Here is a 26,787-nt window from a genome sequence, read left to right as displayed (position 1 = left end):
TCGGAGAGTGAAATGCCGTTGCACCTCGGCTGATTCAGACCGCGGCCACGCGCGCCAGCTCGCGCGCCCATTCGACCGGCTGGCCGAGAAAGGCCCCCGCATCGATTACGCCGACGCGACCGTCGGCATCTTCCAGCGCGAAGGTCGGGAAGCCCCGGCCGCCCACCGCGTCGAGCAAACGGCGGCTCGCGTCGATATGCTGCTGCGTCGCCGCGCCGGCCTGCCGCGCGTATTCGGCGCGGAACGCATCGGCGGGCAGACCGATCTCCGTCGCGAGTGCCTCCAGCACCGGCACCTCGCTGATGCGACGGCCTTCTTCGTAATGCGCGCGCTGCACGCGATGAATCATGTCGAGTCCGCGCCCATCGAGCGCCTGTGCGGCGAGCGCGGCCGTAATCGGCGGTTCCGAATCCATCACCGCCTGTTCGTCGCGCAGCAGGCCGTCGAAATACGCGTCGCCGAACGGCTGACCGGTCAATTCGGCGATGCGCCGGTCGTGCGGCATCACGTAGCTGCGCCATTGCGGCGTGATGCCGCGGCGCTGCGGGCCGGCCAGCATGCCGCCGCCGTGCGCGACAACCGTCAGGCCCGGCACGCCGCGCGCCGCCGCGACCAGCGGCGCGGCGCCGTAGCACCAGCCGCACAGCGGATCGTAAATGTAATGAAGAGTAGCCATCGTGCGCCTCCTTGCGGCGTGGTCGAGTCGTTGACGGGGCGAGCTTCGGCGAAGAGCCGCCGTGTCGCATGCGGAATGGGCCCGAAGCTTAACGCATCGACGCTTTAACGCCCCGCCACCTCAACACTCCGTGCAAAACCCCCGCGCGTATTCCACCGCTTCGGCCAGCACGTCGATTTCCGCCTGCTTGTCGCGCAACTGCGCGCGAAGCTCGGCGATCTGTTGCGCCGCGTCGCGCAGATTCGACACCTCGACCGCGTCATGACGCCGCGCATTGCCGCTTTCGAACGACGGCGCCGCGTACGCCTTCCAGCCGTCGAGATTGCTCGAACCCGACAGCGCCGTACCGGCGGACGAGCGGCGCACGCGGCCACGCGCGGCGTCCTGACCCTGGCGGCGCTCGCCATCCGCCGCGGCATGGGCGGCGCGGGCGTCACGGCAGCGGGCCGATCGGTTGGGATGCGTGGCAAACAGCATGGTTCTTCTCCATTCACGTCGAGACTCGGCGGCCGACGCGGCGCGCGATGCAGGTGCAAGCGCATGACGCCCGCGAAGCTCCGTCGGAAGCGGCGAGATTACCGGCCCGATCCGACGCCATGATGTGCGCGATATTTCGCCCCCGATACAATGTTGCAGCCTTGAAATATTGGCGGGGTCTGGCCGACATCGTTTGAACGCCGCCCCGTATTAGCATTTGGGAATGAAAGCTATGCCGCACGTACTGGTGGTCGACGACGAAGAGGACATCCGCTCCTTGCTGACAGGTTTCTTTCGCCGGCACGGCCACGAGGTCAGTATCGCGACCGACGGCGACACGCTCTTCGAGATGTTGAACAGCCGGCCCATCGACCTCGTGATCCTCGACGTGATGCTGCCCGGCGAAGACGGCTTCAGCCTGTGCCGGCGCTTGCGCGCCTCCTCGAAGGTACCCGTGATCATGCTGACGGCGGTGGCCGATCACGTCGATCGCGTGGTGGGCCTCGAAATCGGCGCCGACGATTATCTGACCAAGCCCTTCGATGCCCGCGAACTGCTCGCGCGCGTGAAGGCCGTGCTGCGCCGGACCACGCAAACCGACGTCGCGGTCGCGAGCACGGGCACGCGGCCCATGCTGTCGTTCGCCGGCTGGCGGCTCGATATCGCACGGCGTGAACTGCGCTCGGCGGACAACACGCTGATGATTCTCTCCAGCACCGAATTCGATCTGCTGCTCGCGTTCGCGGAACATCCGCAACGCGTGCTGTCGCGCGAACAGTTGCTCGATCTCGCTCACGGCGCCTCGCACGAGGTGTACGACCGCAGCGTCGACGTGCAGGTCGCGCGCCTGCGCCGCAAGCTCGACATCGACGAAAAAGAACCGCCGATGATCCGCACCGTGCGCGGCGGCGGCTACATGTTCACGCCGGCGGTACGGCGCGGATGAGAACCAGCTTTCGACCGCCCGACACCATCGGCTGGCGTATCGCGCTGACGGTCGGCTCCGCGATCGTCGGCGTGCTGTTGCTGAGCGTGGTGTTCAATCATTTCGCGGGCGTGTGGGCGCGCCCGTCGGCCGAGGAAGCCGCGCTGCTCGGCCGCGCGAACGACATCATCCTGATGGTCGAAACGGTGCCGGACGGCTACCGTCAGCCGTTGGCGAGCGCGTCGCACATTCCGGCGACCACGGTGGACTGGTATCCGGCCGCCTCGCCGACCGCCAGGACGCTCGCGGCGGCGCCTGTCGCACCACGCTCCGACGCCGAGGTCACGCAGTGGTTCGCCGCCAACGGTCACCCGCGTACCGTGCTGCTGTTCAAATCCGACGACGGTTTGTCGGGCAGCTTGCCGCACTACGATCGCGCGCGCGATCCGCACGCGTATTTTCTCGCGGCCGGCCTGAACGACGGCAGTTGGCTCGTGTTCACCGCCACGCGCCGCGCGTGGGGGCTGCCGCGCCCGGCGCAGATCGCGATCGCATTGGGCTTCGTCGCGCTGTCGATTCTCGCGGCCTCCGTGGTGGCGACGTATTTTCTGTCCAAGCCGCTGCGCCGTTTCGCCGACGACCTGCGCCGCTTCGGCGGCGATCCACGCTCGGGCCCGGTGCGCGAAGCGGGACCGCGCGAATTGCGCGCGGCGATCGCCGCGTTCAACGCGTTGCAGGCGCAGTTGCGCAAGTTCGTCGAAGACCGCACCGCGATGCTGGCGGCGATGTCGCACGACCTGCGCACGCCGCTCACGAAAATCCGCCTGCGCGGCGAATTCATCGACGACGACGATCAGCGCGAGCGTCTGTTTCGCGATGTCGACGATCTGCAGGCGATGGCGGATTCCGCGCTGTCGTTCTTCCGCGACGACTACAAGGACGAGGAAGCGACCGTGTTCGATTTCGCCGGCCTGCTGCGCACGATCGCCGACGACTACAGCGATCAGGGCAAGCCGGTTTCCTACGCGGGGCCCGAGCGTTTTCCGTTCAGCGGCCGGCCGTTTTCGTTCCGGCGCGCGTGCACGAATCTGGTCGACAACGCATTGAAGTACGGCACCCGCGCCGAACTGGAACTGCAATGCACGGCCACGCGGATTCACCTGAAGGTGATCGATCACGGCCCCGGCATACCGTCGTACGCGCTGGAAAAAGTGTTCGCGCCGTTCTACCGGCTCGAGCAATCGCGCAACCGTTCGACGGGCGGCATGGGCCTCGGCCTCACGTCGGCGCGCGCGGTGATTCAGGCGCACGGCGGCGATATTTCGCTGAGCAACCGGCAAGGCGGTGGACTGGAAGTGAACGTGACGCTGCCCGCCGTGGCGTGACCGAACGCTGCGAAGACATGCGCCGCGGCGCATGTCTTCGCGTCACCCTGTCACTCGTTGCGCGCTACGACAGGTGATGCACCTGCTGCAAACCAAACACCGGCGTCGCGATGCCTTCCATCCGCGCCTTCAGTTGCAGCGACAGATACTGCGAGTAATGCCGCGACTGGTGCAGATTACCGCCGTGGAACCACAACGCCTGCTGCTGCGTGGGCTTCCACATGTTGCGCTGCTCGCCTTCCCACGGCCCTGGGTCTTTCGTCGTGTTCGAGCCCAATCCCCAGACCTTGCCCACCTTGTCCGCGACCTCGCGCGAGATCAGATCGGCGGCCCAGCCGTTCATCGAGCCGTAACCGGTTGCGTACACCACCACATCCGCTTCGAGTTCGCTGCCGTCGCTCAGCAGCACCGAATGCTCTTTTAGCTCGACCACATCCACGCCGCTCTTCAGCTTGATCTTGCCGTCGGCCACGAGATCCGATGCGCCGACATCGATGTAATAGCCCGAGCCGCGCCGCAGATACTTCATGAAGAGGCCGGAATCGTCGTCGCCAAAATCGAGCATGAAGCCGCTTTTCTCCAGCCGCGCGTAGAACGCCGCATCGCGCTCGCGAATCGCGTTGAACACGGGAATCTGGAACTCGTGAAGAATCGCGTACGGGATCGACGCGAAGGTCAGGTCGGCTTTCGCGGTCGTCATGCCCGAGGCCACCGCGCGCTCCGAATAGAGGTCGCCGAGCGCCAGCTCCATCAGCGAATCCGATTTGACGATATGGGTCGACGAACGCTGCACCATCGTCACGTCGACGCCCGCTTCCCACAGCGCGGCACAGATATCGTGCGACGAATTGTTCGCGCCGATCACCACGACCTTCTTGCCGCGATAACCGTCCGGCCCCGGATGCTTCGACGAGTGATGCTGCTCGCCCTTGAACACGTCCATGCCCTTGAATGCCGGCAGGTTCGGTTTGCCCGACATGCCGGTCGCCAGCACCAGCTGTTTGGGGCGCAACGTGATGGTCTGGCCGCCGCGTTCCACGTCGACCGTCCACTCGCCTTTCGCTTCGTCGTAACGCGCGGACTTGCAAGTCGTGCCGCCCCAGTAGTTCAACTCCATCACCCTGGTGTACATCTCCAGCCAGTCGCCGATCTTGTCTTTGGGCGTGAACACCGGCCAGTTGTCCGGAAACGGCAGATACGGCATGTGGTCGTACCAGACCGGATCGTGCAGGCACAGCGTTTTGTAACGCTTGCGCCAGGCGTCGCCAGGCCGCTCGTTCTTGTCGACGATGAGGGTGGGCACGCCGAGCTGCCGCAACCGCGCGCCGAGTCCGATACCACCCTGGCCGCCGCCCACGATCAGGCAATACGGCTGCGTGGAATGGCCGAGCGCGTCGAGTTCCGCCTCGCGGTTTTCCTTCCAGCTCGTGCGGTCGGTGCGCGCACCGTGCTCGGCGCCCATCGGCCGCTTCGGCCCCTTCGGCTCTTCGTGACCCTTGAGTTCGGCCATCGTCGTCAGCAGGGTCCAGATGCGGCCGTCCTTCAGACGAATAAAGCCGCTGCCGCGCGCCACTTCGGTCTCGAACGAGATCCAGCCTTGGGTGACGCCGTTGGCGTCGGTTTCGGGTTCCTCCTGCGCGAGGCGGAAGGCCGACGGTTTGATCGCGTCCAGTTGCGCGCGCAACATCCCGGCGATCGGCTCGCGGCCTTCGAGCGTCTTGATGTTCCAGGTGAACGCGACCAGATCGCGCCAGTAGCAGTCGGGCTGGAACAGCGCGACGGCGGCATCGACATCGCCGCGTCGCAGCGCGCTTTCCAGCGACTCCAGCACGCCGGAGAGAATGGGCTTTACGTTGTGGTCAGGCATGGTTGCTCCTCCATACGAAACGGATGATCGAACGACTTCGATTGGAAACGCGGGTTCTGCGCCCGCTAGGGGAATCGACGGCACCGGCGCGCTGAACGCAAAGGGCCGGGAACCGTTACCGCGCCGCTAACACTTATGCGGCGGTTTGATGCCGAGCCTCGCGATTCGCCGGTACAAGGTCGCGCGTGAAATACCGAGCGCCTGCGCGGCCGCGTCGGCGCGCCACTTCGCGGCGTTCATCGCGGCGAGAATGCGGTCGCGTTCGAGCGCGTCGTCGTCGGTGAGCGGCGGCGTGGCGGATTGGGTGGTTGGCGACGTGGCGGTGTCGCCGCGCGACGCAGATCGAGGCGGCTTCGCCACGTGCGTCAGCAACGGCGGCCGCACGCGCGCGAACAGCGGTGCACCGCTGTCGTGCAATCTCAGCGACACGAAACCGCGCGCCGCTTTCGCATCGAACAGGCGTTCTGCGGGCATGTCGAACAGTTGCGTCACGTGACATGGCAGTTGCGCAAGCGCCGGTACGCATTCGCGCGCGCGACGGTTCGCGGCGATCGCGTTGCCGCGCGCATCGACGGCGATCAGGATCTCCGGCTGTGCCTCCACGTAATGACGATTGCGATGCGCGAGCAGCACCCAGCAATCGCTCGCCGCGTTGAGGAAATACGCGTCCTCGATCAGCAATGCGCTTTGCCGCACGATGTGATTGACGAGCCGCTGACTCTCGCGCTCGTCGGGCGATTGCACGGCGGACGCGTCCAGCACGCCGAGCAGTTCGCCGTACAGACCGAAGATCGGCGACGCGCTGCAGGTCAGCGTGGTGAACGCCGCGCGGAAATGATCGGTGCGGTGCACGGTGATCGGCTCGGCATCGAGCAAGACGCTGGCGACGCCGCAGGTGCCCTCCTCGCTTTCCGACCAGCACGAACCGAGATACAGGCCCGCGCGTTTGAAATCGTGGTGGCGTTCGCGATCGACGCGGTAGTCGATCGTCACGCCGTGCGCGTCGGTGAGCATCACGCAGTAGTCGGCTTCGCGCACCATTTCGTGCAGCCGCGACAGACACTGGCCCGAGGCGCGCAGGAACGATTCCTCGCGATGCTGGACGTCGCGCAATTCGGGCACGGTGAGCACGCGCGGCCCGACGGTCGCGCCGGGGTCGAGATGATATTGCTCGAGCGAGCGCCGGTACGACGACGCGAGCCGCGTGCCGTCGATGCCCGGCCGCACCGTCCGCCCGTCGATGACGTTGCGGACGCGGTCGATATGTCGGGTTGACGGAACATACGGCATCACGGACCTCCGGACGAATGCGGGGCTGGTCGGGTACTGGAGGCATTGTGCGCCGCTGGCCGCGTGGCGTCGTCTCCAGAACCGCAAGCTGTGGGACGATTTTTAGCACGCGCGCATCGAGAGATGCACACCGCAGTGCACCATGGTCCGCGGTGAGAATTTTTTCTCACGCGTGCTTTCTCACGTTTTCTCACGCATCGCGCCGCGTCCGCGCGCGCGAAAACACGCAAAGTCACGCGGACAGGTATTGCTGCGGCGGACTGCCGGTGATCTGACGAAACATCACGATGAACGCGCTCGCGCTGCTGTAACCGAGATCGCCGGCCACGCGCGCGACCGGCTGGCCGAGCGTGAGACGCGTGATCGCCTCGTCCACGCGCATATGCTGACGCCATTGACCGAAGGTCATGCCGGTCTCGTCCTTGAAGCGACGCGCGAGCGTACGGCCGCTCGCGCCCATGCGCGCGGCCCAGAAATCGAGCGACGTGTCGCTGCCCGGATCGTTCATCAGGTGCTCGCAGATTTTCAGCAGACGTTCGTCGCGCGGCAAGGGCACGCCGCTTTCGGGCATCGTCGCGGCGGCGGCGATCACCTTCAGCAGCAAGGGCGCGGACAACGCGGCCTGGCTGGCCGGCGCGTAATCGGAGCCACCCGCGCTCAGGGTCAGCGCCAGTTCGCGCAACAACGGCGACGCCGACAACGCGAGCGGTTCGTCCCACTGCCACTCGACCACCTCGGGCTCGATATACACGTTGCAGAGTTCGCCCGCGCCGACCGCGTGCAATTCGTGATCGACGTCCGACGGCAGCCACAAGGCGCGCGACTGCGGCAGCGTCCACGTGCGTTGCGGCGTCAATACGCGCACCACGCCGCGCACCGCGAACACCAGTTGCCCATGATGATGCTGATGCCACGAGGTGCGCTCGCCATGCCGATGCTGCGACACGGACGCCATCACGCTGCGCGGCAACGGCAGCCGGGTCATCGGATAGCGCTTCAGTAAAAACTCTTTCATCGGTTCCTCTTTGCCCTGCCCCGAGCACGGCCGCCGCGCACCGGCTCCGCAGATCGTGCACGCCGGCCCATATCGTCGAACAGACACATTTTGTCCAGAATTCGACATCGATTGTCGGCCTTTCGTGGCGCGCAACCGATATTCTCCTTGCATATCAACGCTTAGGCCGCAGCCCGCGATCAATCAGGAATGAGTCTCATTTGCCAGCCGGACGCCATCTTAACCGGAATGAATTGCGCCGACAGCGCCGAAATCGCGGGGATTGCCGCCACGACGGCGCTTTCCGTCGACCTCGCGGCCGCCGCCGCCATCGCGAGGCGTCCATGCCGCTGATCCTGTTCCTGCTGCGCAGCGCGCGCTGGCTGGTGCTGGTCGCGCTGAGCGCGAGTCTCGTCAGCGGCCTCGCCAACGCCGCGCTGGTCGCGCTGATCAACAAGGCGCTCGGGGCCGCGCCATCGCAACTCGCGACGCTCGGGCTGCAATTCGCGGGCGTCGGCGCGGTCGTGCTGATCGCGCGGCTGCTGTCGCAAACGCTCTTCATGTATCTCGGCCAACGCGCGAAGGCGACCTTGAGAATGCGCACCATCGCGCGGATCGCCCAGGCGTCGTATGCGCATCTGGAAAAGCATGGCGCCGCCCGTTCGCTGGCGGTGCTGACCCAGGACCTCGACGCGATCGTCGTGTTCTTCATCTCGCTGCCGGCCATCGCGATGCAAGGCGCGGTGATCGCCGGTTGCCTCGTCTATCTCGGCATGCTGTCGTGGCAGATCCTGCTGGTCGCGCTGGCGACGGTGGGGATCGGCACGCTCGGTTTCTACTACGCGAACGATCGCGCGCTGTTTCATCTGCGCGCGTCGCGTCAGCGCGAGGATGCGCTGGTCGAACGCTTTCGCGCGCTGTTCGACGGCGCCAAGGAACTGAAGCTGCATCGCGCGCGTCGCCATGCTTTCGTCAGCGACGCGCTCGCGCCGCACGTCGAGGCGGTCCGCGTGCAGCGTACGCGCGGCTACGTGCTGTACGCCGCGGCGGCCAGTTGGGGCAGCCTGATCCTGTTCGCATTCGTGGGTCTCACGCTGTTCGTGCTGACGCGCGTGTACACCGTCGAGACTCACGTGATGTCGGGCTACGCGCTCGTGTTCCTGTACATGATCATGCCGATCGAGAATCTGCTGGCGGCGTTGCCGAGTCTCGGCTCGGCGCGCGTCGCGCTGGAACGCATCGAGAAGCTCAACACGGAATTGCCGCTCGAACTGTCGAGCACCGCGCCGCCCAGCCCCGCGTTTCAAAGCATTCGCTTCGAGCAGGTCACGCATCGTTACTTCCGCGAAAAGGAAAACGGCTTCTTCACGCTCGGGCCGGTCGATTTGCGTTTCGTGCCGGGCGAGCTGGTGTTCGTGATCGGCGGCAACGGCAGCGGCAAGACGACGCTCGCCAAGCTGCTCGTGGGCCTCTACGAACCGGAAAACGGCCGCGTGCTGCTCGACGAGCATCCCGTCGACGAAATGAATCGCGAGAGTTACAGGCAGCTCTTTTCCGTGGTGTTCAGCGACTTCTTTCTGTTCGACACGCTCTTCGGTTTGCCCGTGAACAGCGAGGCGACGGCGCGGGCCTTGCTCGTCGATCTGCAACTCGATCACAAGGTGCGTATCGAAAACGGCACGTTCACGACGCTCGATCTCTCGCAGGGACAGCGCAAACGTCTCGCGCTGCTGGTCGCGTTTCTCGAAGACCGGCCGTTCTATCTGTTCGACGAATGGGCGGCGGATCAAGACCCCGTCTTCAAGGACGTGTTCTATCACCGGCTGTTGCCCGCGCTGAAAGCGCAAGGCAAGACCGTCGTCGCGATCACGCACGACGATCGCTACTTCCATCTCGCCGACCGCTGCGTGAAGCTGGAGCATGGGCGCCTGGCCGGCGATGTCGCGAACCACGGCGCATCGCCTGCGTTATCCGGCACGACGGCGGTGGCGCCATGAACGGGTTCGATAACGACACGCTGCGCGCGGCGCAGCCACCCATGAAGACGACGCCGGTATCGCCGCGCCGATCGAACGGCGCGAACGCGCACATGGCTTCCGGACGTCACGCACCACACGACGACACTGCGCCGCTCTACGCGTTGGAGCGCACCGCCTTCGCTCCCGGCGCGCGCACGCTGCTGCATCCACTCAACCTGACGCTGGAACCCGAACGCGTGCACGGCTTGATCGGCCACAACGGCTCCGGCAAATCGACCTTGCTCAAGCTGCTCGCGCGGCAACTGCAACCCACCGCAGGCGTCGTGCGGTTTGCCGGCAAGCCGCTCGCCGCGTGGCCGCACCGGGAGTTCGCTCGCGAGGTCGCCTATCTGCCGCAACAACCGCCCGCCGCCGACGGAATGCTGGTCCGCGAACTCGTCGCGCTCGGCCGCTACCCGTGGCACGGCGCGCTCGGCCGCTTCACCCGCGAGGACGCCGCGCGCGTCGACGAGGCGATGACGCTGACCGACGTCGCGCGTCACGCCGACCGTCCGGTGGACAGCCTGTCGGGCGGCGAGCGTCAGCGCGCGTGGATCGCGATGCTGGTCGCGCAGGACTGCCGCTGCATGCTGCTCGACGAGCCGACCTCGGCGCTCGATATCGGCCATCAGCTCGGCGTGCTGCAACTGGTCCGCGACCTGTGCGCGCGACGGCGGATGACCGCCGTCGTGGTGCTGCACGACGTCAACATGGCCGCGCGTTTCTGCGACGACGTGTTTGCGCTGCGCGAGGGCCGCATGCTGATGCGTGCGACGCCCGCCGAGTTGATGCGCGCCGGTACGCTGGAAACGATCTATGGCGTGCCGATGGATGTGCTGAGCGATCCGGCGAGCGGACGCGTGGTCGGAGTGCCACGATGACGGCCGCGTGCGTGTCGCGCAAGCGCCGCCGCCTGCTGGGCGGGATCGCGGCCGTGAGTGCCGTGAGTGCCGTGGGCTTGGCGCCGGCGAGTACACGGGCAATGGCATCCGCATCTACCGCAATCGATGCGCGCGCACCCATATCGTCGCGACCGGGTGCGCGGCCGCCTCAGCGCATCGTATCGATGAGCTGGGAGCTGACCGAAACGCTGCTCGCGCTAGGCGTCGCGCCGGTCGGTCTGTCCTTGCCCGGCTGGTACACCCGCACGATCGCCGAACCGCCGCTGCCGGCCGGCGTCACCGATATCGGTCTGCTCTACCAGCCGAACTTCGAAGTGCTGCAACAGCTCGCGCCCGATCTGATGATCGTCACGCCGGGCCACGCGAGTCTGCGCGGCGCGCTCCAGCACCTTGCGCCGACGCTGACGCTCGGCGCCTACATGAGCGATCCGCAACCGTATCGTTGCCTGTGCACCGAAACGCGCGAACTGGCGCGAGCACTGTCACGCGATGCACGCGCCGCCACGTTGATCGACACCACTGCGCAAACCATCGCCGCCGAAACGGCGAAGCTCGACGCGCAGCCTGGTTTGCGTGCGGCGCCGGTAATCGTCGCGGAAGCGGTCGACGATCGCTATCTGCGCGTCTACGGCGCGGGCAGCCTGTTCGATCATCTGCTGCAGGCGATGCGCGTGAGCAATGCGGCGCATCCGGACGCAGGCGCTCACGTCGCGCCGTCTGCATCCACCGCCAGCGCGAGCTGGAACACCAACAGTGCCGGCTTTGCCCTCGTGCCGGTGCAACGACTGATCGAAGTCGCCCAGGCCGGCATCCTGCTGGTCGGCCCGGTACAGCCCGAGGTGCGCGCGGGCCTTGCACGCAATCCACTTTGGCGGGCGCTACCTGCCGTGCGCAACCGCCGCGTCGTCGAGTTGCCGGTGATCGCACCGTACGGCGGACTCGTGTCGATGCAGCGCTTCGCACGCGCCGTCACCGTCGCGCTCACGCAAATCGCCATGGGGAGCGCGCGCCGTGCCTAGCCCGATGTCCCACGCGTCCACGCAGCACCCGTCCGCTGTCACGCGCGATCATCGCGCGACGCTGGTCGGCGGACTGTTCGCGCTCGCGTTGCTGCTCGCGGTCCGTCACGTTCACGACGCGCTCGACGGCGCGTCGCTGTGGTCCGCCCTGACCGCCGCGCATCCGCTGGATCTGCGCGAGATCCTCACGCGCGACAGCCTGCTGCCGCGCATCGCGATGACGCTGCTGTGCGGCGCCGCGCTCGGCCTCGCGGGCACGCTGACGCAACAGGCGCTGCGCAATCCGCTCGCCGAACCGATGACGCTCGGCGTATTTCCCGGCGCGTATCTGGCCTTGATGGTCGCCGCATTGTGGGCGCCGCAGTGGCTGTCCGCCGGCCGCGAGCCGGTCGCGCTGGCCGGCGGCGCGTTGGCCATGCTGCTCGTGTTCGGGCTCGCGTGGCCGCAACGCATGTCGCCGCTCGGCGTGATTCTGGCGGGCATGATCGTGAGCCTGTATTGCGGCGCGATCAGCCTCGCGATTGCGATGGCGCACTTCGATCTGCTGCAAGGTCTGATGATCTGGGGTGGCGGTTCGCTCGATCAAAGCGGCTGGCAGGCCAGCCGTCATCTGCTCGCCGGCGGCACGCTGTGTTCGTTCGCGACGTGGCTGCTGCGCCGTCCGCTCGACGTGTTCGATGCCGGCGACTCGACCGCGCGCAATCTCGGCATTCCGGTCGGCGTCACCCGGTTCTGCGCGCTGCTGATCGCGGTCGCGCTGACGGCGTGCGTGGTGTCGGCGGTCGGCGTGATCGGCTTCGTCGGTCTGGCCGCGCCGACGCTCGTGAAACTCGCGGGCGCGCGCCGTCTGCGTCAGCGTCTCGTATGGGCGCCGCTGCTCGGCGCGGCGTTGCTGTGGGCGACCGATGAACTCGTGCGCACCGTCTCCAGCGTCGCGGTGTTTTCCGCGCATCTGATTCCAACCGGCACGGTCACCTCGCTGCTCGGCGTGCCGCTGTTGCTCGCGTTGTTGCCGCGTCTGCGCTCGCGTCCCGCGCCGGATGCCGCGCTGCATGCAACGGCCATATCCGCGCGGCCGGGCACGCGCGCGTCGTGGCGGTTCGCGCGCTTCATGCCGCCGTTCACCTTGCTGGCCTTGGCCTGCGTGCTGTCGCTGACCGTCTCGCGCGATGCCGACGGCTGGCGTTTCGCGTCGCTGCCGCAATGGGATCTGCTGCTGTTCTGGCGTTTGCCGCATCTCGCCTCGGCGCTTGCGGCGGGCGTGCTGCTCGCGGTCGCCGGCACGCTGATGCAGCGCACGACCGCGAACCCGATGGCCAGTCCCGACCTGCTCGGCGTCGGCTCCGGCGGTGCGCTCGGCATCGTCGTCACGCTATTCGTGGTCGCGCAGCCGGGACCGGGCGCGCTGTTCGCGGGCTGCGTCGCCGGTGCACTGCTCACCCTGCTCGCGTTGATGACGCTGGCGCAGCGCGCGTCGTTCGCGCCGGAGCGTCTGCTGCTGACCGGCATTGCCGTGAGCGCGCTGTTCCAGGCGGTGGTCGGCGCGGTGATGGCGAGCGGCGATCCGCGCGCGGGTCTGATGATGAATTTCGTGGTCGGCTCGACCTACTACGTGGCGCCGGCCGCCGCGTGGTCCGCCAGCGCGGTCGCTGTGCTCGCGTTGTGTGTCGCGCCGTTCACCGCGCGCTGGGTGCTCACGCTCGGGCTCGGCGCGCCGGCCGCGGCGAGTCTCGGCGTGCCCGTGCCGCGCGCGCGTTTTCTGGTGCTGCTATTCGCGTCGACGCTGGTGGCCACCGCGACGCTGCTCGTGGGACCGTTGTCGTTCGTCGGCTTGATCGCGCCGCATATCGCCCGGTTGTCCGGCGGCAGGCGGCCGCTCGCGCAGTTGTATCTGTCGGCCCTGACCGGCGGCGCGCTGATGGTGTTCGCCGAATGGCTCGGCCGGCAACTCGCGTTTCCCCAGGAGATGCCCGCCGGTCTCGTCGCGACGCTACTGGGCGGCCCATGCGTGATCGCATTGGCGATGCGCCGCTCGCGGGCCGGTCCTTCGTAGACGAGGCGGCACTAACGCAACGCCACGCCCGGTATTGCTCCGCCGTCATGCACTACCTCCGGCGCCGCCGTGCGCCGCAGCGATAACAACCACGCTCCCCTTCAGGGTTTCGACAGATCCGCTTCAGGCCGGAGGGGCATTGCTCATCCGTTTATTTTCAACGTACACACGGTTCATTGCCACATGAAAACAACCATAGACCAAGCTCGACGTGACGCCGCGCCTCGACGCCTCGGCGCGCCGCCCATGACCTGCCTCGCGCTCGCGCTGTTCGCCGCGTGGTCGCTGCCGTCGCATGCGCAGTCCTCCGCCGCCGCGGCCGCATCGGGCAGCAACCTGCCTACGGTGTCCGTGACGTCCAGCACGGATGACGATGCCGGCACCGAAGGCAGCGGCTCCTACGCGGCGCGATCCGCGACCGTCGGCAGCAAGGTCCCGCTCGCGTTGAAGGAAACGCCGGCCTCGATCTCCGTGCTCACGCGTCAGCGCATGGACGACCAGAACATGACGACGATCCAGGATGCGCTGCGCTACGTGACCGGCGTGCAATCGGTCGATTACGGCGACGGCACCGCGTACTTCAAGGCGCGCGGCAACATGCTCGGCATCGAGTTCGACGGCGTGCCGATCGTCAGCGGCCTGCAGTACCTGCAGCAGTTCGATCTGGCCATGTACGACCGCGTCGAAATCATGCGCGGCCCTTCGGGCGTGATGGACGGCGCGGGCGATCCGGGCGGCACGGTCAATCTGGTTCGCAAGCGTCCGCTAGATGCCTTCCACGTGTCCACCGAAACGCAGGTCGGCTCGTTCGGCTCGGCGCGCCAGATGATCGACGTGACCGGCCCGCTGAACAAGGACGGCACCTTGCGCGGCCGCGCGGTGCTGGTGGGCAGCGACGGTTTGCAATCGGTGGACGGCACGCGCGAGAAGGAAGTGATGGCGTATGGCGCGATCGATTACGACATTACGCCGCGCACCACGCTGTCGTTGTCGGCGGGCTATCAGAACAACCCGATCTCCGGCCTCGACTATGGCGCGAGTGGTGTTGCCAACAGCGCGCGCACGGCATTGGTGGGCCGCGTGCCGGGTTCGTACTCGGAGAACTTCAGCCCGAGCTGGAACTATGGCTACACGTCGTTGCAGGAGACGAACGCGAATCTCGTGCATCGCTTCGAGAACGGCTGGCAGGCGCAGAGCACGTTCTTCTATCGTCATGAACTGTCGAAGGGCGATTACGCGTATTCCGGCCCCGGCGCGAGCGCGACCGGACTGTCGTTCTACGGCGAGCAGCGGCAACGCAATACGTACGACTGGTTCGGCACGGACACCAACGTGTCGGGTCCGGTGAAGCTGTTCGGCCAGACCCACACGTTCACGCTCGGCGTGAACTACACGGTGCAATCGACCACCCAGCAATCCGGCTTCGTCTCGCTGGACGGTCCGTTTGCCGGCGGCACGTTCAGCCTGTACGACCCGAACGCGATCTCGAAGGTCGACGTGCCGTTCACCTACGGCGCGAACAACCGCATCGAGCAGTTGGGCGTGTACGGGCAGGCACGCATTCATATCACCGAGCCGCTTTCGCTGGTGCTGGGTGCGCGCGAGGCGTTCTACCATCAGACCGCGCAAACCATTCTGCCGACCGTGTCCGACTGGTCGACGCAGGCGCAGTTGAATCACCGCTTCCTACCGTCCGCCGGACTCGTGTACGACATCGCGCCCTGGCTGACCGGCTACGCGAGCTATTCGAAAATCCTCACCGCGCAAACCGCGACGACCTACACGGGCGTCAACCTGCCGCCGCGCACCGGCGAACAGTATGAGGTCGGTCTCAAGGGCAGCTTCCTGCATAACCGCCTGAACGCCACCGCGGCAGTGTTCAACATCAACGACAACAACCGCGCGGTCAGCGACCCCAACCATCCGACGGGTTCGATCGCGGGCGGCAAGTCGCGCGATCAGGGCGTCGAACTCGAGGTGTCCGGCCAGCCGATGCCGAACTGGAACGTGTACGCAGGCTATACGTATCTGAACGTCAACTACGAAAACGACACGCCTAACCTGACCGACGGCACGGACCCGAAACATCTGTTCAAGCTGTGGACCAACTACGCGTTCCGGCAAGGCATGCTGAACGGCGTAACGGTGGGCGGTGGGATGCTGGCGCAGACGCGGATCACGCGCGGCGTCGAGCAGGGCGCGTATGCGATCTTCAACGCGGAAGTCGGCTATCGTTTCAACAAGCACGTGGAGGCGTCGTTGCAGTTGAACAATCTCTTCAATCGCGACTACTACATCCGTCCGCCCGGCAGCTTCTACAGCGTGTTCGGCGACCGGCGCAACGTGATGCTGACGGTGCGCTCGGACTTCTAGGCGGCTCACTTTTTCTGGTTCGCTTTTTCGACGCTGCACTTTTCTTGAGGCCCCGCTGCACTCGCACGGGGCCGTGTGTTCTCTAGCGGAACGGATCGCTCCTGGCCGCGCAGACGCCGTCCGTGCAGACCGGCGCGCGCCGCAGGCCGAACCACGCCGATATCCGCATCCGGTTACGCGCGAACGCTCGATACGCGGCGCGGTACGCCGGCCGCAGCACCGCAATCCGCAGCGGCGCGACCACCCAGCCGCGCCCGGCCAGCGTGTAGGCCGCAATCATGCTGTCGATGCCCACCACGCATTCCCCGCTCGCGGTCCAGCCGTGCAGTTGCCGGTTCAGTTCCGTCAGTTCGACCCCGAGCGGCGCCGGATCGAAGCCGGGTTGCGCGATGTCGACAAAGGCCAGCCGGCCGTGCCGGTCCCATTCGCGCAGCCGGTTCCATTCGGCGACGCACAGCGGGCAGTTGCCGTCGATGTACAGCGTGAGTTCGGGCGTCTTCATGACTGGCTCCTTGTCCAGTGAATTCTGTCGTTTCTGTCATCACAGAAATTAATTCCATCCGAGGCGTTTGTCAAAACTTATTTCTGTCTTGACAGAAATGACTGAAGTCCATAAAGTTCGAGACATGAAACTCACACCGATCGCCGAACGATTCATCCTCCACTGGGGCGAAATGGGCTCGCGCTGGGGCGTCAACCGCACGGTCGCGCAGATTCACGCGCTGCTGTATCTGTTGGGCCGCCCGATCGCGGCGGATGAAATCGCGGATACGCTGGGCGTCGCGCGCTCGAACGTGAGTACGAGCCTGAAGGAACTGCAGTCGTGGCGTCTCGCGAAAGTCGTCCACGTGATGGGCGACCGCCGCGATCACTTCGAGACGTCCACGGACATCTGGGAGCTGTTCAAGCTGATCGTCGAGGGGCGCCGCCAACGCGAGATCGATCCAACGCTGACGGTGCTGAAGGAAAGCCTCGACAGTCCGGAAATGGCGCAGGAAAGCCGCGACACCGAGCAACGCATTCGCGACACGCTGCAGTTCATCGAAACGCTGACCACGTGGTCCGACGAGATGCTGCGCATGAAGCCCGAAACCTTGATGAAGACGCTCGGCGTGGGCGCGAAGATCAGCAGAACGGTACGGCGCACGAAGCGCTAGCGCAGGTAGGCAGGCACGGACGATACGGTCGTCCGTTTTTTTGACCTGTTATTTCTGTCTATACAGAAATAACAGTAAATAGGAGAATGAAAAATGAGCCAAACCCTGACGTTCGCTTTTCAGTTGATCGCTCCCGTGCTGGTGGGGCTGCTCGTCACGCGTTATCTGCGCGATTCGATGTGGCGTCTGTTGCAGGATTTGTGCGGCACCAGCGAGCGGGCCGATTTCTGGGTCCGCGTCAGCGCCGTGCTGATGACGGCCGCGCCGCTCGCGCTCGTACTGTTGAGCAACACAAGCCCACTCGACTGCTCGACCCGCGACCTCGATTGCGCGATCGACGTGCTGCGGCGCACGTGCGTGTTCATGCTGATCGGACTGCTGGCCGCGGTGGGTTTCGTCGCGGCGACCATCCGCCGTTCGATTCCGCGTGAGGCGGTCGTCGTTCCGGCCGCTCGCGAACTCGGCGTGGAGCACACGGCATGAACATCCTCGTCTGCGGCGCGGATGGCTTCGTCGGCAGCGCAATGTGCGATGCGCTCGCGACGGCCGGGCATCGGGTGTTCAGGGGAGTGCGGCATATCACGCACGCCACGCATGTCACCCATGCCGGCGAGATCGCGATCGATTACAGCGCCGATGTCGAACCGTCCGTGTGGTTGCCCCGTCTGCGCGATATCGACGTGGTGATCAACGCGGTCGGCATTCTGGTCGAACGCGGCTCGCAGACATTCGACCGGATCCACCGGCGCGCGCCGATCGCATTGTTCGATGCGGCCGTGCAATCTGGCGTGCGGCACATCGTGCAGCTTTCCGCGCTCGGCGCGGAAGACGGCGACACCGCGTACTTCGTCAGCAAGCGCGCCGCCGATGCGCATCTGCTCGCGTTGCCTATCACGCATCACGTTTTGCGGCCGGCGCTCGTCTATGGGCCACGAGGTGCATCGGCGCGATTTTTCCGCAGCATCGCGAGCCTGCCGGTGCACGCGCTGCCCGCCGGTGGACATCAAACGTTGCGGCCGATTCATCTCGACGATCTCGCCGAGGTGGTCGTGCGGCTCGTCGACGGCGGCACCACGGAGCAAACCGTACGCCCGGTACTCGACCTGGTCGGCGGCACGGAACTGACCTATCGGGAGATGCTGGCGAGCTATCGCGCGTCGCTCGGTTTGACGCGCGCGCTGCGCGTCCCGATTCCCGCGGCGTTGATCGGGTTCGGCGCGACCTTGCTCGACCGCGTGTCGCACTCGCTATTCACGCGCGACACATGGCGCATGCTGCAAGCCGGCAGCACGGCGTCCGTCGAAACCACCGAGCGCGTGCTGGGCCGCCTGCCCGCCGGTATCGAAACGTTTATCTCCCGTGCCGATGCGCCTTCGTTGCGTCACGAAGCCTTCGCCGCATGGCGCGCGTTCGCGTTGCGCGGCGCGCTGGCGATCACGTGGATCTGGACGGCGCTATGCAGCGCGTTCATCTATCCGCAAGCGGCCAGTCTCGCACTGCTGGCGCGCGCGCATCTGCATGGCGGCACCGCACTCGCCGCGCTTTATCTCGCGTCGGCGCTGGATTTCGCGTTCGGCCTCGCGACGCTGATTCGTCCGGGGCGACGGCTTTGGGCGATGCAAGCCGGACTGGTCACGGCGTACTCGCTCGTGATTGCGATTACGATGCCCGACTTCCTGTGGCATCCGTTCGGCCCGCTGCTGAAGAACCTGCCGATCCTCGCCCTACTGCTCATTCTATTCAGCGAAGAAACACGACCATGAACCTCTATCTCGCGATCAAGATGCTGCACATCCTGTCCTCGGTGCTGCTGGTGGGCACAGGATTCGGCACCGCGTTCTATCTGTACTTCGCCAACCGCACGCGCTGCGTGCCCGCCATCGCGACTGTCGCGCGGCTGGTGGTGCGGGCCGATCTGTGGTTCACCACGCCGGCCATCGTCGTTCAGCCGATATCGGGCATGTGGCTCGCCCATAGCGCCGGCTGGCCAGTGAACACGCCGTGGATCGTCGCGGCACTCGGCCTCTATCTGCTCGCCGGCGCGTGCTGGCTGCCCGTGGTCTGGTTGCAATGGATGATGGCGCGGCTCGCATGGACGGCGAACGCGCAAGGCGCTTCGGCGTTGCCGCTGCTGTACTGGCGCTATGCGCGTTACTGGGAATGGCTCGGATATCCCGCGTTCGTGGCGATGGTGGCCGTGTACTGGCTGATGGTGTTCAAGCCCGCGTTGTGAGCGCTCTTGTTGAGCGTTAGTTTCGAGCGTTGGTTTCAGGCGTTAGAAGCACACACCTGGTTGAGCGGCCGCAATGAAGCGGCCGCAACGCTCGAATCGCCGGCAATAATCGACGACAATAATCGACGACAATCGCGAACCGGCCATCGCATCACAATGATCCCATCACTTCATGCCCGCTCTTCCCGACAACCTCGGCCTCGCAACCGATCTCCTGCTGCACGCCGAAACCGGCAGCGTGACATCGCACGAACGCTACATCGTGGTCCGCACGCCGCAAGCGCCGGACTATTTTTTCGGCAACCTGCTCGTGCTGCACGACAGGCCGCACATTAACCAGCTCGCTCGCATCGAAGACGATTTCGCGCGGCTCGTCGGTACGCCGCCGGCGATCGCGCATCGCACATTCACGTGGCCGGAAACCGCGGTGGACGCGGTGAATCTCGACGCATTCGTCGCACGCGGCTACGACGCGACGATCTGCCGGGTGCTCGCCGCCACGCCGGAGCAGGTCCAACCGGCTGTCTCGCGAACTCACATCGACATCCGGCCGTTTCGCTCGCAGCGCGATTGGGACGATTGGGCCGCGATGCAACTCGCCAACATGCCGGCCCCCGCCGATCCGGTGTCGCAACGCTACATCGCGTATCAGCAGCGCGCGCACAGGAGTCTGATCGGACGCGGCTTCGGTGAATGGTGGGGCGCATTCGTCGATGGCGAACAGGTGGGCAGTCTCGGCCTGTTCTTCTTCGACCGGATCGGACGATTTCAATCGGTCGTCACCGGCGAGCGCCATCGCAGTCAGGGTATCTGCAGGACGCTGGTCAGCGAAGTCATCCGGCAAACCGCCGGTTCGGCCGATCGCCTGGTGATGGTCGCCGACGAAAACTATCACGCGGGCCGGATCTACGAAGGCCTCGGCTTTACGCCGTGTGGACGGCTCGGCAGTTTATGTCTCGAACCCGGCAGCCTTCCCCGCTCATAAGCCCATCCCCTCGCGTTCGAGCCACGCGCGGAACAGTTCGACCCGTTCATCGCCCGCTTTCGCATCCGGAACATACGTGCAATAGCTGCGCGACGGCAGGCGCGGGCCCTTGAACGGCGCGACGAGCCGGCCGGCGGCGAGATCGCCCGCGACCAGCGCGGACGGCCCCATCGCGATGCCTATCCCGTCGATGGCCGCCTGCAAGGTCAAATAAAAATGATCGAAGGTCAACGCGGCGCCCGGCTTCAGCGAGGCAACACGCGCGCTCGCCAGCCAGTCCGGCCAGAGCCTCGGCAGGCTCGACGTATGCAGCAGCGTGTGATGCCGGAGGTCTTCCGGTGTTCGCAGCGGTACGCGTTGCATGAGGGCCGGACTGCAAACCGGCAGCCTGTCGTCCGGAAGAAATGGCCGCATCGTATAGCCGTAGAACGTATCCGGGCCGCCGCGAATCACGACGTCGAAGCTGTCCTTCAAACTTTCCAGCGGCTCGTTCGACGTCTCCACGTTGACGTCCATGTCGGGATGCTCGGCGCGGAACGTTGCGAGTCTCGGCACCAGCCAGCGCAGCGTGAACGTAGCGAGCGCATTCACGGACAAGGTTCGCCGGGCCGCCTTCAGCACACCGTATTGCGCGGTGGCTCGCGCAAGCTGCTCGAACAGCGGGCCGATTTCCGCAAGATACGCCCGCGCTGCCGGCGTCAATGCCACGCGACGGTTGTGACGGTCGAACAGCGACGCACCGAGCCACGCCTCCAGCAGGCGCACCTGTTGACTCACCGCACCCTGCGTCACATGCAATTCGGCGGCGGCTTCCTTGAAGCTGCCGAGCCTGCCCGCGGCCTCGAAGGCACGCAAGGCATTCAGCGGGGGCAATGGCCGTTTCATCCGAAAGAGTTTTTCTAACGCGATTCCGCAATTTATCTGGTTTGTTGGCCGGTCACAAGATAGATATCCTGCTGACTGAATCGCCGATTTGATCCTGCCCTCACTTTCCGGACCGCTCTTCCCATGCTCAGCTACACCGGCGGCATCGTACTTGTCGCCGCCCTCCTCCACGCGAGCTGGAACGCGATGCTGCACGGCAACCGCGACCGCTTCCTGTCGATGACGTGGATGAGTATCGCCATCGCCGCCGTCTCCACCGTCGTCGTGCTGTTCACGCCCGCGCCGCCCGGCGCCTCGTTGCCGTATCTCGTCGCGTCGGGTCTCGTGCATATCTTCTACAACATGAGCCTTGTGCGCTCGTATCGCAGCAACGATCTCGCCCTCGCCTATCCGATCGCGCGAGGCTCGTCGCCCCTGCTCGTCACGCTCGGCGCGGCGTTGTTCGCGCACGAGGCGATCGGCCCGCTGCACGGTCTCGGCATCGTGATGATCTCGGGCGGCATCATCGCGATCGCGCTGCGAGGACGGCACGTGTCGCGTGCGGGCGCACTCGCCGCGCTGACTACCGGCGCGACGATCGCGTTGTATACCGTGATCGACGGCATCGGCGTGCGCCTGTCCGACGGCCACGCACTGACCTACACCGCGTGGATGTTCATGTTCTACTGGTTGATGCCCGTGCTGTTCGTCGCGCTGCGCGGCGTGGCGCCACTGTGCAAGCCGGTCGTCACGGAGCCGCTGTCGGTCGGCTCGTCGCTGATCGGCGGGCTGGTGTCGCTTGCCGCTTACGGCATCGTGATCTGGGCGCTGCAGTCGGGCGCGATGGGCGCGGTATCGGCCTTGCGCGAAACCAGCGTGGTGTTCGCGGTGCTGATCGGACGGATGGTTCTTGGCGAAGCGGTGAGTGGGGCACGCTGGCTCGCATGCGTGGTGGTTGCAGCCGGCGCGGTTTGTCTGGGACTTTGACGCGGATTTCGGCGTCGCTCCCGATTTACCGCGAAGACGGCTCGACCTTCGTGATCGATACGCAGGATATCGGCTACGGCACGGAGATTCGATACGTGCTGTCGTTCAGCGGCAAGCAACTCGCGATTCGCCGCATCGACGAAGAAGGCTGGGAGTTATCCGCCAGCGGCGAACAGCGCGAGTGATCGACGCACCGCGTTGCCATACGCCGCGCCGTGTCATGTCATTGCATGACACGGCGCCTGCTGCTCATTGCGCCAGCTTGTTATGCAGCTCCAGCGTCAACGCCTCGATGCGCTCGCTCATCTGCTTGGTCAGCGCGGTGAGTTGCGTGTTCTGTTCGAGCAACGCCACCAGTTGCTCGGTCTGACGCGCGGCGAGCGCCTGGCGTTGTTCGCTCGCCGCCGCGATGTCCTCGCGGTGACGCGCGTCCGCATCGGCATGTACTTTGTCGCGGTCCGCCTGGCGCGTTTGCGCCAGCAGAATCAGCGGCGCGGCATACGCGGCCTGCAGACTGAATGCGAGGTTCAGCAGAATGAACGGGTAGACGTCGAACTTCGTCAGGCCCAGCATGTTCACGGCGATCCACACCGACACGATCAACGTCTGCGCGATCAGGAAAGTCGGCGTGCCGAAGAAGCGCGCGAAGGCCTCGGCCTTCAGCGCGAACCAGTCGTCGCCGAATACCGACGTAAGGTGGACATGCGGCAGATGGAAACGGTAGTGATGATTAGCCTTCGCTTTCGCTTCCGACAGCGGGGCGTTCTCGTGCTTCTCTTGCTGCGAGTCGCTCATGGTGGTGTTCCGTTGAATGAAGGGATGGGGTCACGCCCATTGCGGGCGTGGTCGGCGCTCCGCGCCGGTTTTCATCGCGACCGACTATACCGGGCCGAGCTATCGTTCTTCTTACGGCCGCCCCATCCTTCAACGCACCATTAATGCACCCTCTTCCCGCGCTCCGTTACTGGACCCGTCAACGGATCAATCGCCGAAGTAGTTCAGGCCCAATGCGCCCTTCACTTCGGCCAGCGTCGCGCCGGCGACTTCGCGGGCGCGCATCGTGCCACGGCGCAGCATGGCCATCACTTCGCCACGGTCCGCTTCCAGCTCGCGGCGGCGCGCCGCGATCGGCGCCAGCATGGCTTGCAGGCGTTCGTTGAGCGCGCGTTTGACGACGCTGTCGCCAAGGCCGCCGCGGCGATAGTGCGCCTTCATTTCGTCAACCTTCGCGACGTCGGGTTCGAACGCGTCGAGGAACGAGAACACGACGTTGCCTTCCACCTGCCCCGGATCGCTGACGCGCAGATGGTTCGGGTCCGTGTACATGTTGTTCACGGCCTTGGTGATCTCGTCCGGCGTCGCGCCGAGCTGGATCGAGTTGCCGAGCGACTTGCTCATCTTCGCCTTGCCGTCGATACCCGGCAGACGCGTGACGTTCGACAGCACCGCTTCGCACTCCACCAGCACCTCGCGCTCGACCGTGTTGTTGAAGCGCCGCACGAGTTCGTTGGTCTGCTCGATCATCGGCAGTTGATCGTCGCCGACCGGCACCTGGGTCGCCTTGAACGCGGTGATGTCCGCGGCCTGGCTGACGGGGTACGTGAGGAAGCCGGCGGGAATATCGCGCTCGAAGCCGCGCAGCACGATTTCCTGCTTGATGGTCGGATTGCGTTCAAGACGCGCGACCGTCACGAGGTTCAACAGGTATTGCGTGAGTTCGGCGAGTTCAGGCACTTGCGACTGGATGAAGATGGTCGACTTCGCCGGGTCGATGCCGACCGCGAGATAGTCGAGCGCGACTTCAATGACGTTCTCCGTGACCTTCTGATGACGGCCGACGTTGTCCGTCATGGCCTGCGTGTCGGCCAGCAGCAGGAACTGCTGCGCTTCGTGCTGCAATTGCACGCGCGCGCGCAGCGAGCCGATGTAGTGACCCAGATGCAGCGGGCCGGTGGTGCGGTCGCCGGTCAGGATGACGCGTTGTCGGGGCGTTGCTTGAGCTTGAATGTCTTGGGACATGATCCGGTGTTCCGTGTTGAGCGACACAAACAGTCTTGGGCGCGTAAAAACGAGAATGCCGCCAGCTGGCGGCATCACGTTTTCGATGTACGTTGGGAAACGGGCTACCTTGGCGCCGCCTCGGGGTCGCCTTGTTCAGGTCAGGCGCGCCACCAGCGCTTCGATTGCAGCGGGATCGAGGTCGTTTCCATCGCGCGAGTATACCGTTGGATGCGGTAGCGCGCCACCGGCGTGGGTTTTGCAATGGTCCTTCAATGGTTTGTAGATGGATCGAAAGCAAACCGGTTTTTCCGCGCGGCTTTCTCGCACGGTTTCGCCGCGCAATTTTTTCGCGACATCGGTATCCCATGAAAAAAACTCGTGGGTTATCCGTGCATCTATAACGACTATGGATTTTCTTTCTTATTTAATCCGCATACCGCCGGACAACGGTTCCGGCAATGCGGTCAAGACGTTGCAATTACACCACGCCGCAATCGTCGTGAAAGCTCGTCACCCTAGACTCTCGCCCGGTCGATTATCCAACTAACCAGTTTTAATTAAATCAATCCGGTAGCACGGGGAATAAATGAAAAAGATCGCCAAACACCTTCTTCTGCCGACGCTGGGCATGCTGGCCAGCGCCGCGCATGCGCAAAGCAGCGTGACGCTTTACGGCACGATCGACGAAGGCTTCGAATACATCAGCAATCTCGGCGGTCATTCCGATTACGCGCTGGTGAGCAATACGCAGCAACTGGGTAGCCGCTGGGGCATCAAAGGCAAGGAAGATCTGGGTGGCGGCGTCAGCGCGGTCTTCCAGCTCGAAAACGGTTTTAGCCTGAACAACGGCAGCAACTTGCCGAACAGCGGCGAGATGTTCGGCCGTCAGGCGTACGTGGGCGTCGGTTCGGATAATCTCGGCACCGTGACGCTCGGCCGGCAATACGACTCGGTGGTCGACTATGTCGCGCCGCTGGCGGCTGTCGGCAACTGGGGCGGCACGCTGTTCGCGCATCCGTACGATGCCGACAATCTCGACGACACCTTCCGCATCAACAACTCCGTCAAGTACACCAGCGCCGATTACGCGGGTCTGCAGTTCGGCGGCCTGTACGGCTTCAGCAATCAGGCCGGCGCGTTTGCCGATAACCGTGCGTGGAGCCTCGGTGCGCATTATCAGAACGGCCCGCTGGCAGTCGCCGCGGCGTACATGAATATCGACGGCGGCAACGGCACCGCGGGCGGCGCAGTCATCGGCGCGCCGTATCTCGCCGCGAAACAACGCGTGGCGGCAGCGGGCGCGAACTACACGATCGGACCGGCGCTGCTCGGCGTCGTCTACACCCACACCGATATCGTCGACCGCCTGCAATTCGTCGACAACACGGTCAAGTTCGACAACTTCGAATTCAACGCCAAGGTCAATATCACGCCGGCGTGGTACGTGGCGGCCATGTACGATCACACGCGCGTCGCGGTCACGTATCCGGGCGGACGCAACGACCCGCACAACGATCAGTTCGGCCTGATGGCGGACTATCGCCTGTCGAAGCGGACCGATCTGTACGTGCAGGGTGTCTATCAGAAGGCGTCGGGCAACGGCATCAAAGCGGCGATCGGCAATACCGGCGATTCGTCGGATAGCAATCAGACCATTGCTCGCGTCGGCATCCGCACGTCGTTCTAATTCGCTTCATCCGCAATCAGTCCGCACCTGAACGCGGATCAGCATGCTTCGCGTGCTGATCCGCCAGGTGTCTTCATCGCGTAGGTCCCCGGTGTCGCGCCGAACCGGCGGTGAAACAGCGTGATGAACGACGAGGTGGATTCGTATCCCAGCGACGCCGCCACCGACGCCACCGCCTCACCCGCCTCCAGCAGCGGCAATGCCGCGAGCAAACGTACCGCCTGCCGCCACTCGGTGAAAGACAGACCCGTGTCCGCGCGGAACAGCCTCGATAACGTACGACGCGTCGCACCGACGTAAAGCCCCCACTCGTCCAGACTGCGCGGGTCGCCCGGATGGGCGTGCAGAGCCCGTGCGAGTTTCAGCAGCCGTGGGTCCGCCGGCATGGGCACGACCAGCGGCGCGGGCCGCAAACGGCGGATCCGGTCGGCGAGAACGCACACCAACGCGCCGTCGGGCCCCTGCGGATCGTAATGCACCGGCAACTCGCCGGTCGCGATCACCAGTTCGCGCAGCAGCGGCGTCATGGAGAGCAGCGTACAGGTCCGCGTGGCGTTCGCACCGATCAGGCTATCGTCGAGATACAGGCTATGAAACGCCACGCATTCGCGCGTGCTCACCGTGTGCGGGACGTGCGGCGGAATCAGCATCGCGTAATGCGGCGGCAACAGATGACGCCCTTGCGGCGTACTGACTTCCAGCACGCCGGCCGTCGCGTACATGAACTGCGCCCACGCATGGCTGTGCCCGTCGACCGTACCATTGCCTGGCATCGCGAACGCACGGACGAAGAGCGGTCTGGGCAGCGCCGTCATCGGCGGTACCTGATACTGGTTTTTCGCTTTTCCCGCGAGCAGCATATCGTGTCCTCACAGCGCAACTCCGAACAGGATG

General features: G+C 65.3%; 25 protein-coding genes. 15 read left to right on the top strand and 10 right to left on the bottom strand.

Annotation, left to right across the window (positions count from 1 at the left end; translation table 11 throughout):
• Positions 1-34 precede the first annotated feature (34 nt).
• Positions 35-676, bottom strand: a complete 642-nt coding sequence (locus LFL96_RS31880; RefSeq protein ID WP_281001874.1) for a DsbA family protein — start codon at positions 674-676, stop codon at positions 35-37.
• A gap of 120 nt (positions 677-796) precedes the next feature.
• Entirely contained in the window at positions 797-1,153 is a 357-nt protein-coding gene (locus LFL96_RS31875; protein ID WP_281001873.1) for a hypothetical protein, read from the bottom strand.
• 223 nt (positions 1,154-1,376) lie between these two features.
• On the opposite strand from LFL96_RS31875, the gene LFL96_RS31870 reads away from it, so the two are divergent.
• Both LFL96_RS31870 and LFL96_RS31865 read left to right on the top strand, forming a co-directional pair.
• Positions 1,377-2,099 carry a response regulator transcription factor gene (locus tag LFL96_RS31870; RefSeq protein WP_281001872.1) on the top strand — a complete coding sequence of 241 codons (723 nt, stop codon included), beginning with the start codon at positions 1,377-1,379 and terminating at the stop codon, positions 2,097-2,099.
• Positions 2,096-3,463: a HAMP domain-containing sensor histidine kinase gene (locus LFL96_RS31865; RefSeq protein ID WP_281001871.1), complete on the top strand. Its 1,368-nt coding sequence runs from the start codon at positions 2,096-2,098 to the stop codon at positions 3,461-3,463. The genes LFL96_RS31870 and LFL96_RS31865 overlap by 4 nt, the downstream gene beginning before the upstream one ends.
• Before the next feature lie 64 nt (positions 3,464-3,527).
• Here LFL96_RS31865 and LFL96_RS31860 read toward each other — a convergent pair whose 3' ends face one another.
• The 3 genes from LFL96_RS31860 to LFL96_RS31850 form a co-directional block, all read right to left on the bottom strand.
• Positions 3,528-5,330 (bottom strand): NAD(P)/FAD-dependent oxidoreductase, encoded by a 1,803-nt coding sequence (locus LFL96_RS31860; RefSeq protein ID WP_281001870.1) that lies wholly within the window; start codon positions 5,328-5,330, stop codon positions 3,528-3,530.
• A 126-nt stretch (positions 5,331-5,456) separates the two neighbouring features.
• Positions 5,457-6,620 carry a helix-turn-helix domain-containing protein gene (locus LFL96_RS31855; RefSeq protein WP_281001869.1) on the bottom strand — a complete coding sequence of 388 codons (1,164 nt, stop codon included), beginning with the start codon at positions 6,618-6,620 and terminating at the stop codon, positions 5,457-5,459.
• 232 nt (positions 6,621-6,852) lie between these two features.
• On the bottom strand, positions 6,853-7,635 hold the full coding sequence (locus LFL96_RS31850) for a helix-turn-helix transcriptional regulator (RefSeq protein WP_281001868.1): 783 nt from the start codon (positions 7,633-7,635) through the stop codon (positions 6,853-6,855).
• Between the two features lie 323 nt (positions 7,636-7,958).
• On the opposite strand from LFL96_RS31850, the gene LFL96_RS31845 reads away from it, so the two are divergent.
• The 5 genes from LFL96_RS31845 (at position 7,959) to LFL96_RS31825 (ending at position 15,979) form a co-directional block, all read left to right on the top strand.
• Positions 7,959-9,611: a cyclic peptide export ABC transporter gene (locus LFL96_RS31845; protein ID WP_281001867.1), complete on the top strand. Its 1,653-nt coding sequence runs from the start codon at positions 7,959-7,961 to the stop codon at positions 9,609-9,611.
• Between the two features lie 92 nt (positions 9,612-9,703).
• Positions 9,704-10,513: an ATP-binding cassette domain-containing protein gene (locus LFL96_RS31840; protein WP_281003914.1), complete on the top strand. Its 810-nt coding sequence runs from the start codon at positions 9,704-9,706 to the stop codon at positions 10,511-10,513.
• A gap of 185 nt (positions 10,514-10,698) precedes the next feature.
• On the top strand, positions 10,699-11,553 hold the full coding sequence (locus tag LFL96_RS31835; protein WP_281001866.1) for an ABC transporter substrate-binding protein: 855 nt from the start codon (positions 10,699-10,701) through the stop codon (positions 11,551-11,553).
• 4 nt (positions 11,554-11,557) lie between these two features.
• Positions 11,558-13,606: a Fe(3+)-hydroxamate ABC transporter permease FhuB gene (gene fhuB / locus LFL96_RS31830; protein WP_281001865.1), complete on the top strand. Its 2,049-nt coding sequence runs from the start codon at positions 11,558-11,560 to the stop codon at positions 13,604-13,606.
• Between the two features lie 246 nt (positions 13,607-13,852).
• Positions 13,853-15,979 (top strand): TonB-dependent siderophore receptor, encoded by a 2,127-nt coding sequence (locus LFL96_RS31825; RefSeq protein WP_281001864.1) that lies wholly within the window; start codon positions 13,853-13,855, stop codon positions 15,977-15,979.
• A gap of 82 nt (positions 15,980-16,061) precedes the next feature.
• On the opposite strand, the gene LFL96_RS31820 is transcribed toward LFL96_RS31825, so the two are convergent.
• Positions 16,062-16,481, bottom strand: a complete 420-nt coding sequence (locus LFL96_RS31820) for a DCC1-like thiol-disulfide oxidoreductase family protein (protein ID WP_281001863.1) — start codon at positions 16,479-16,481, stop codon at positions 16,062-16,064.
• A 124-nt stretch (positions 16,482-16,605) separates the two neighbouring features.
• Here LFL96_RS31820 and LFL96_RS31815 point away from each other — a divergent pair, with 124 nt between their 5' ends.
• The 5 genes from LFL96_RS31815 to LFL96_RS31795 all read left to right on the top strand — a co-directional run bounded on the left by LFL96_RS31815 (position 16,606) and on the right by LFL96_RS31795 (position 20,354).
• On the top strand, positions 16,606-17,136 hold the full coding sequence (locus tag LFL96_RS31815) for a MarR family transcriptional regulator (RefSeq protein ID WP_281001862.1): 531 nt from the start codon (positions 16,606-16,608) through the stop codon (positions 17,134-17,136).
• 93 nt (positions 17,137-17,229) lie between these two features.
• Entirely contained in the window at positions 17,230-17,619 is a 390-nt protein-coding gene (locus tag LFL96_RS31810; protein ID WP_281001861.1) for a hypothetical protein, read from the top strand.
• Positions 17,616-18,899, top strand: coding sequence for an SDR family oxidoreductase (locus LFL96_RS31805; protein WP_281001860.1), 1,284 nt, complete (start codon positions 17,616-17,618; stop codon positions 18,897-18,899). The genes LFL96_RS31810 and LFL96_RS31805 overlap by 4 nt, the downstream gene beginning before the upstream one ends.
• Positions 18,896-19,369, top strand: coding sequence for a DUF2269 domain-containing protein (locus tag LFL96_RS31800; RefSeq protein WP_281001859.1), 474 nt, complete (start codon positions 18,896-18,898; stop codon positions 19,367-19,369). The genes LFL96_RS31805 and LFL96_RS31800 overlap by 4 nt, the downstream gene beginning before the upstream one ends.
• Positions 19,370-19,541: 172 nt before the next feature.
• Positions 19,542-20,354, top strand: a complete 813-nt coding sequence (locus LFL96_RS31795; RefSeq protein WP_281001858.1) for a GNAT family N-acetyltransferase — start codon at positions 19,542-19,544, stop codon at positions 20,352-20,354.
• Here LFL96_RS31795 and gcvA read toward each other — a convergent pair.
• A complete protein-coding gene (gene gcvA / locus LFL96_RS31790; protein ID WP_281001857.1) occupies positions 20,349-21,239 on the bottom strand; it encodes a transcriptional regulator GcvA in 891 nt (296 codons plus the stop codon). The genes LFL96_RS31795 and gcvA overlap by 6 nt on opposite strands.
• Positions 21,240-21,362: 123 nt before the next feature.
• On the opposite strand from gcvA, the gene LFL96_RS31785 reads away from it, so the two are divergent.
• Both LFL96_RS31785 and LFL96_RS31780 read left to right on the top strand, forming a co-directional pair.
• A complete protein-coding gene (locus LFL96_RS31785) occupies positions 21,363-22,205 on the top strand; it encodes an EamA family transporter (RefSeq protein ID WP_281001856.1) in 843 nt (280 codons plus the stop codon).
• Positions 22,190-22,390 (top strand): hypothetical protein, encoded by a 201-nt coding sequence (locus LFL96_RS31780; RefSeq protein ID WP_281001855.1) that lies wholly within the window; start codon positions 22,190-22,192, stop codon positions 22,388-22,390. Before LFL96_RS31785 ends, LFL96_RS31780 begins: the two co-directional genes overlap by 16 nt.
• Positions 22,391-22,454: 64 nt before the next feature.
• Here the strand turns inward: LFL96_RS31780 and LFL96_RS31775 are convergent, their stop codons facing one another.
• Together LFL96_RS31775 and trpS are read right to left on the bottom strand one after the other, a co-directional pair.
• The gene (locus LFL96_RS31775) at positions 22,455-23,000 is read right to left on the bottom strand and encodes a DUF1003 domain-containing protein (protein ID WP_281001854.1); all 546 of its coding nucleotides are present in this window, start codon (positions 22,998-23,000) and stop codon (positions 22,455-22,457) included.
• 186 nt (positions 23,001-23,186) lie between these two features.
• On the bottom strand, positions 23,187-24,224 hold the full coding sequence (gene trpS / locus LFL96_RS31770; protein ID WP_281001853.1) for a tryptophan--tRNA ligase: 1,038 nt from the start codon (positions 24,222-24,224) through the stop codon (positions 23,187-23,189).
• 568 nt (positions 24,225-24,792) lie between these two features.
• On the opposite strand from trpS, the gene LFL96_RS31765 reads away from it, so the two are divergent.
• Positions 24,793-25,893, top strand: coding sequence for a porin (locus LFL96_RS31765; protein WP_281001852.1), 1,101 nt, complete (start codon positions 24,793-24,795; stop codon positions 25,891-25,893).
• A gap of 38 nt (positions 25,894-25,931) precedes the next feature.
• On the opposite strand, the gene LFL96_RS31760 is transcribed toward LFL96_RS31765, so the two are convergent.
• Positions 25,932-26,753 (bottom strand): helix-turn-helix transcriptional regulator, encoded by an 822-nt coding sequence (locus LFL96_RS31760; protein ID WP_281001851.1) that lies wholly within the window; start codon positions 26,751-26,753, stop codon positions 25,932-25,934.
• Positions 26,754-26,787 lie beyond the last annotated feature (34 nt).

Origin of the sequence: Paraburkholderia sp. D15, from assembly GCF_029910215.1 — a bacterium.
Taxonomy (GTDB): Bacteria; Pseudomonadota; Gammaproteobacteria; order Burkholderiales; family Burkholderiaceae; genus Paraburkholderia.
The sequence above is the reverse complement of the archived record's forward strand: the minus strand, read 5'-3'. Positions and strand labels throughout refer to the sequence as shown.

What these genes read in the sequence shown, in the direction of transcription:
- LFL96_RS31880 (WP_281001874.1), bottom strand. Translation starts at nt 676, where the DNA reads ATGGCTACTCTTCATTACATTTACGATCCGCTGTGCGGCTGGTGCTAC.
- LFL96_RS31875 (WP_281001873.1), bottom strand. Translation starts at nt 1,153, where the DNA reads ATGCTGTTTGCCACGCATCCCAACCGATCGGCCCGCTGCCGTGACGCC.
- LFL96_RS31870 (WP_281001872.1), top strand. Translation starts at nt 1,377, where the DNA reads ATGAAAGCTATGCCGCACGTACTGGTGGTCGACGACGAAGAGGACATC.
- LFL96_RS31865 (WP_281001871.1), top strand. Translation starts at nt 2,096, where the DNA reads ATGAGAACCAGCTTTCGACCGCCCGACACCATCGGCTGGCGTATCGCG.
- LFL96_RS31860 (WP_281001870.1), bottom strand. Translation starts at nt 5,330, where the DNA reads ATGCCTGACCACAACGTAAAGCCCATTCTCTCCGGCGTGCTGGAGTCG.
- LFL96_RS31855 (WP_281001869.1), bottom strand. Translation starts at nt 6,620, where the DNA reads ATGCCGTATGTTCCGTCAACCCGACATATCGACCGCGTCCGCAACGTC.
- LFL96_RS31850 (WP_281001868.1), bottom strand. Translation starts at nt 7,635, where the DNA reads ATGAAAGAGTTTTTACTGAAGCGCTATCCGATGACCCGGCTGCCGTTG.
- LFL96_RS31845 (WP_281001867.1), top strand. Translation starts at nt 7,959, where the DNA reads ATGCCGCTGATCCTGTTCCTGCTGCGCAGCGCGCGCTGGCTGGTGCTG.
- LFL96_RS31840 (WP_281003914.1), top strand. Translation starts at nt 9,704, where the DNA reads ATGGCTTCCGGACGTCACGCACCACACGACGACACTGCGCCGCTCTAC.
- LFL96_RS31835 (WP_281001866.1), top strand. Translation starts at nt 10,699, where the DNA reads ATGAGCTGGGAGCTGACCGAAACGCTGCTCGCGCTAGGCGTCGCGCCG.
- fhuB (WP_281001865.1), top strand. Translation starts at nt 11,558, where the DNA reads ATGTCCCACGCGTCCACGCAGCACCCGTCCGCTGTCACGCGCGATCAT.
- LFL96_RS31825 (WP_281001864.1), top strand. Translation starts at nt 13,853, where the DNA reads ATGACCTGCCTCGCGCTCGCGCTGTTCGCCGCGTGGTCGCTGCCGTCG.
- LFL96_RS31820 (WP_281001863.1), bottom strand. Translation starts at nt 16,481, where the DNA reads ATGAAGACGCCCGAACTCACGCTGTACATCGACGGCAACTGCCCGCTG.
- LFL96_RS31815 (WP_281001862.1), top strand. Translation starts at nt 16,606, where the DNA reads ATGAAACTCACACCGATCGCCGAACGATTCATCCTCCACTGGGGCGAA.
- LFL96_RS31810 (WP_281001861.1), top strand. Translation starts at nt 17,230, where the DNA reads ATGAGCCAAACCCTGACGTTCGCTTTTCAGTTGATCGCTCCCGTGCTG.
- LFL96_RS31805 (WP_281001860.1), top strand. Translation starts at nt 17,616, where the DNA reads ATGAACATCCTCGTCTGCGGCGCGGATGGCTTCGTCGGCAGCGCAATG.
- LFL96_RS31800 (WP_281001859.1), top strand. Translation starts at nt 18,896, where the DNA reads ATGAACCTCTATCTCGCGATCAAGATGCTGCACATCCTGTCCTCGGTG.
- LFL96_RS31795 (WP_281001858.1), top strand. Translation starts at nt 19,542, where the DNA reads ATGCCCGCTCTTCCCGACAACCTCGGCCTCGCAACCGATCTCCTGCTG.
- gcvA (WP_281001857.1), bottom strand. Translation starts at nt 21,239, where the DNA reads ATGAAACGGCCATTGCCCCCGCTGAATGCCTTGCGTGCCTTCGAGGCC.
- LFL96_RS31785 (WP_281001856.1), top strand. Translation starts at nt 21,363, where the DNA reads ATGCTCAGCTACACCGGCGGCATCGTACTTGTCGCCGCCCTCCTCCAC.
- LFL96_RS31775 (WP_281001854.1), bottom strand. Translation starts at nt 23,000, where the DNA reads ATGAGCGACTCGCAGCAAGAGAAGCACGAGAACGCCCCGCTGTCGGAA.
- trpS (WP_281001853.1), bottom strand. Translation starts at nt 24,224, where the DNA reads ATGTCCCAAGACATTCAAGCTCAAGCAACGCCCCGACAACGCGTCATC.
- LFL96_RS31765 (WP_281001852.1), top strand. Translation starts at nt 24,793, where the DNA reads ATGAAAAAGATCGCCAAACACCTTCTTCTGCCGACGCTGGGCATGCTG.
- LFL96_RS31760 (WP_281001851.1), bottom strand. Translation starts at nt 26,753, where the DNA reads ATGCTGCTCGCGGGAAAAGCGAAAAACCAGTATCAGGTACCGCCGATG.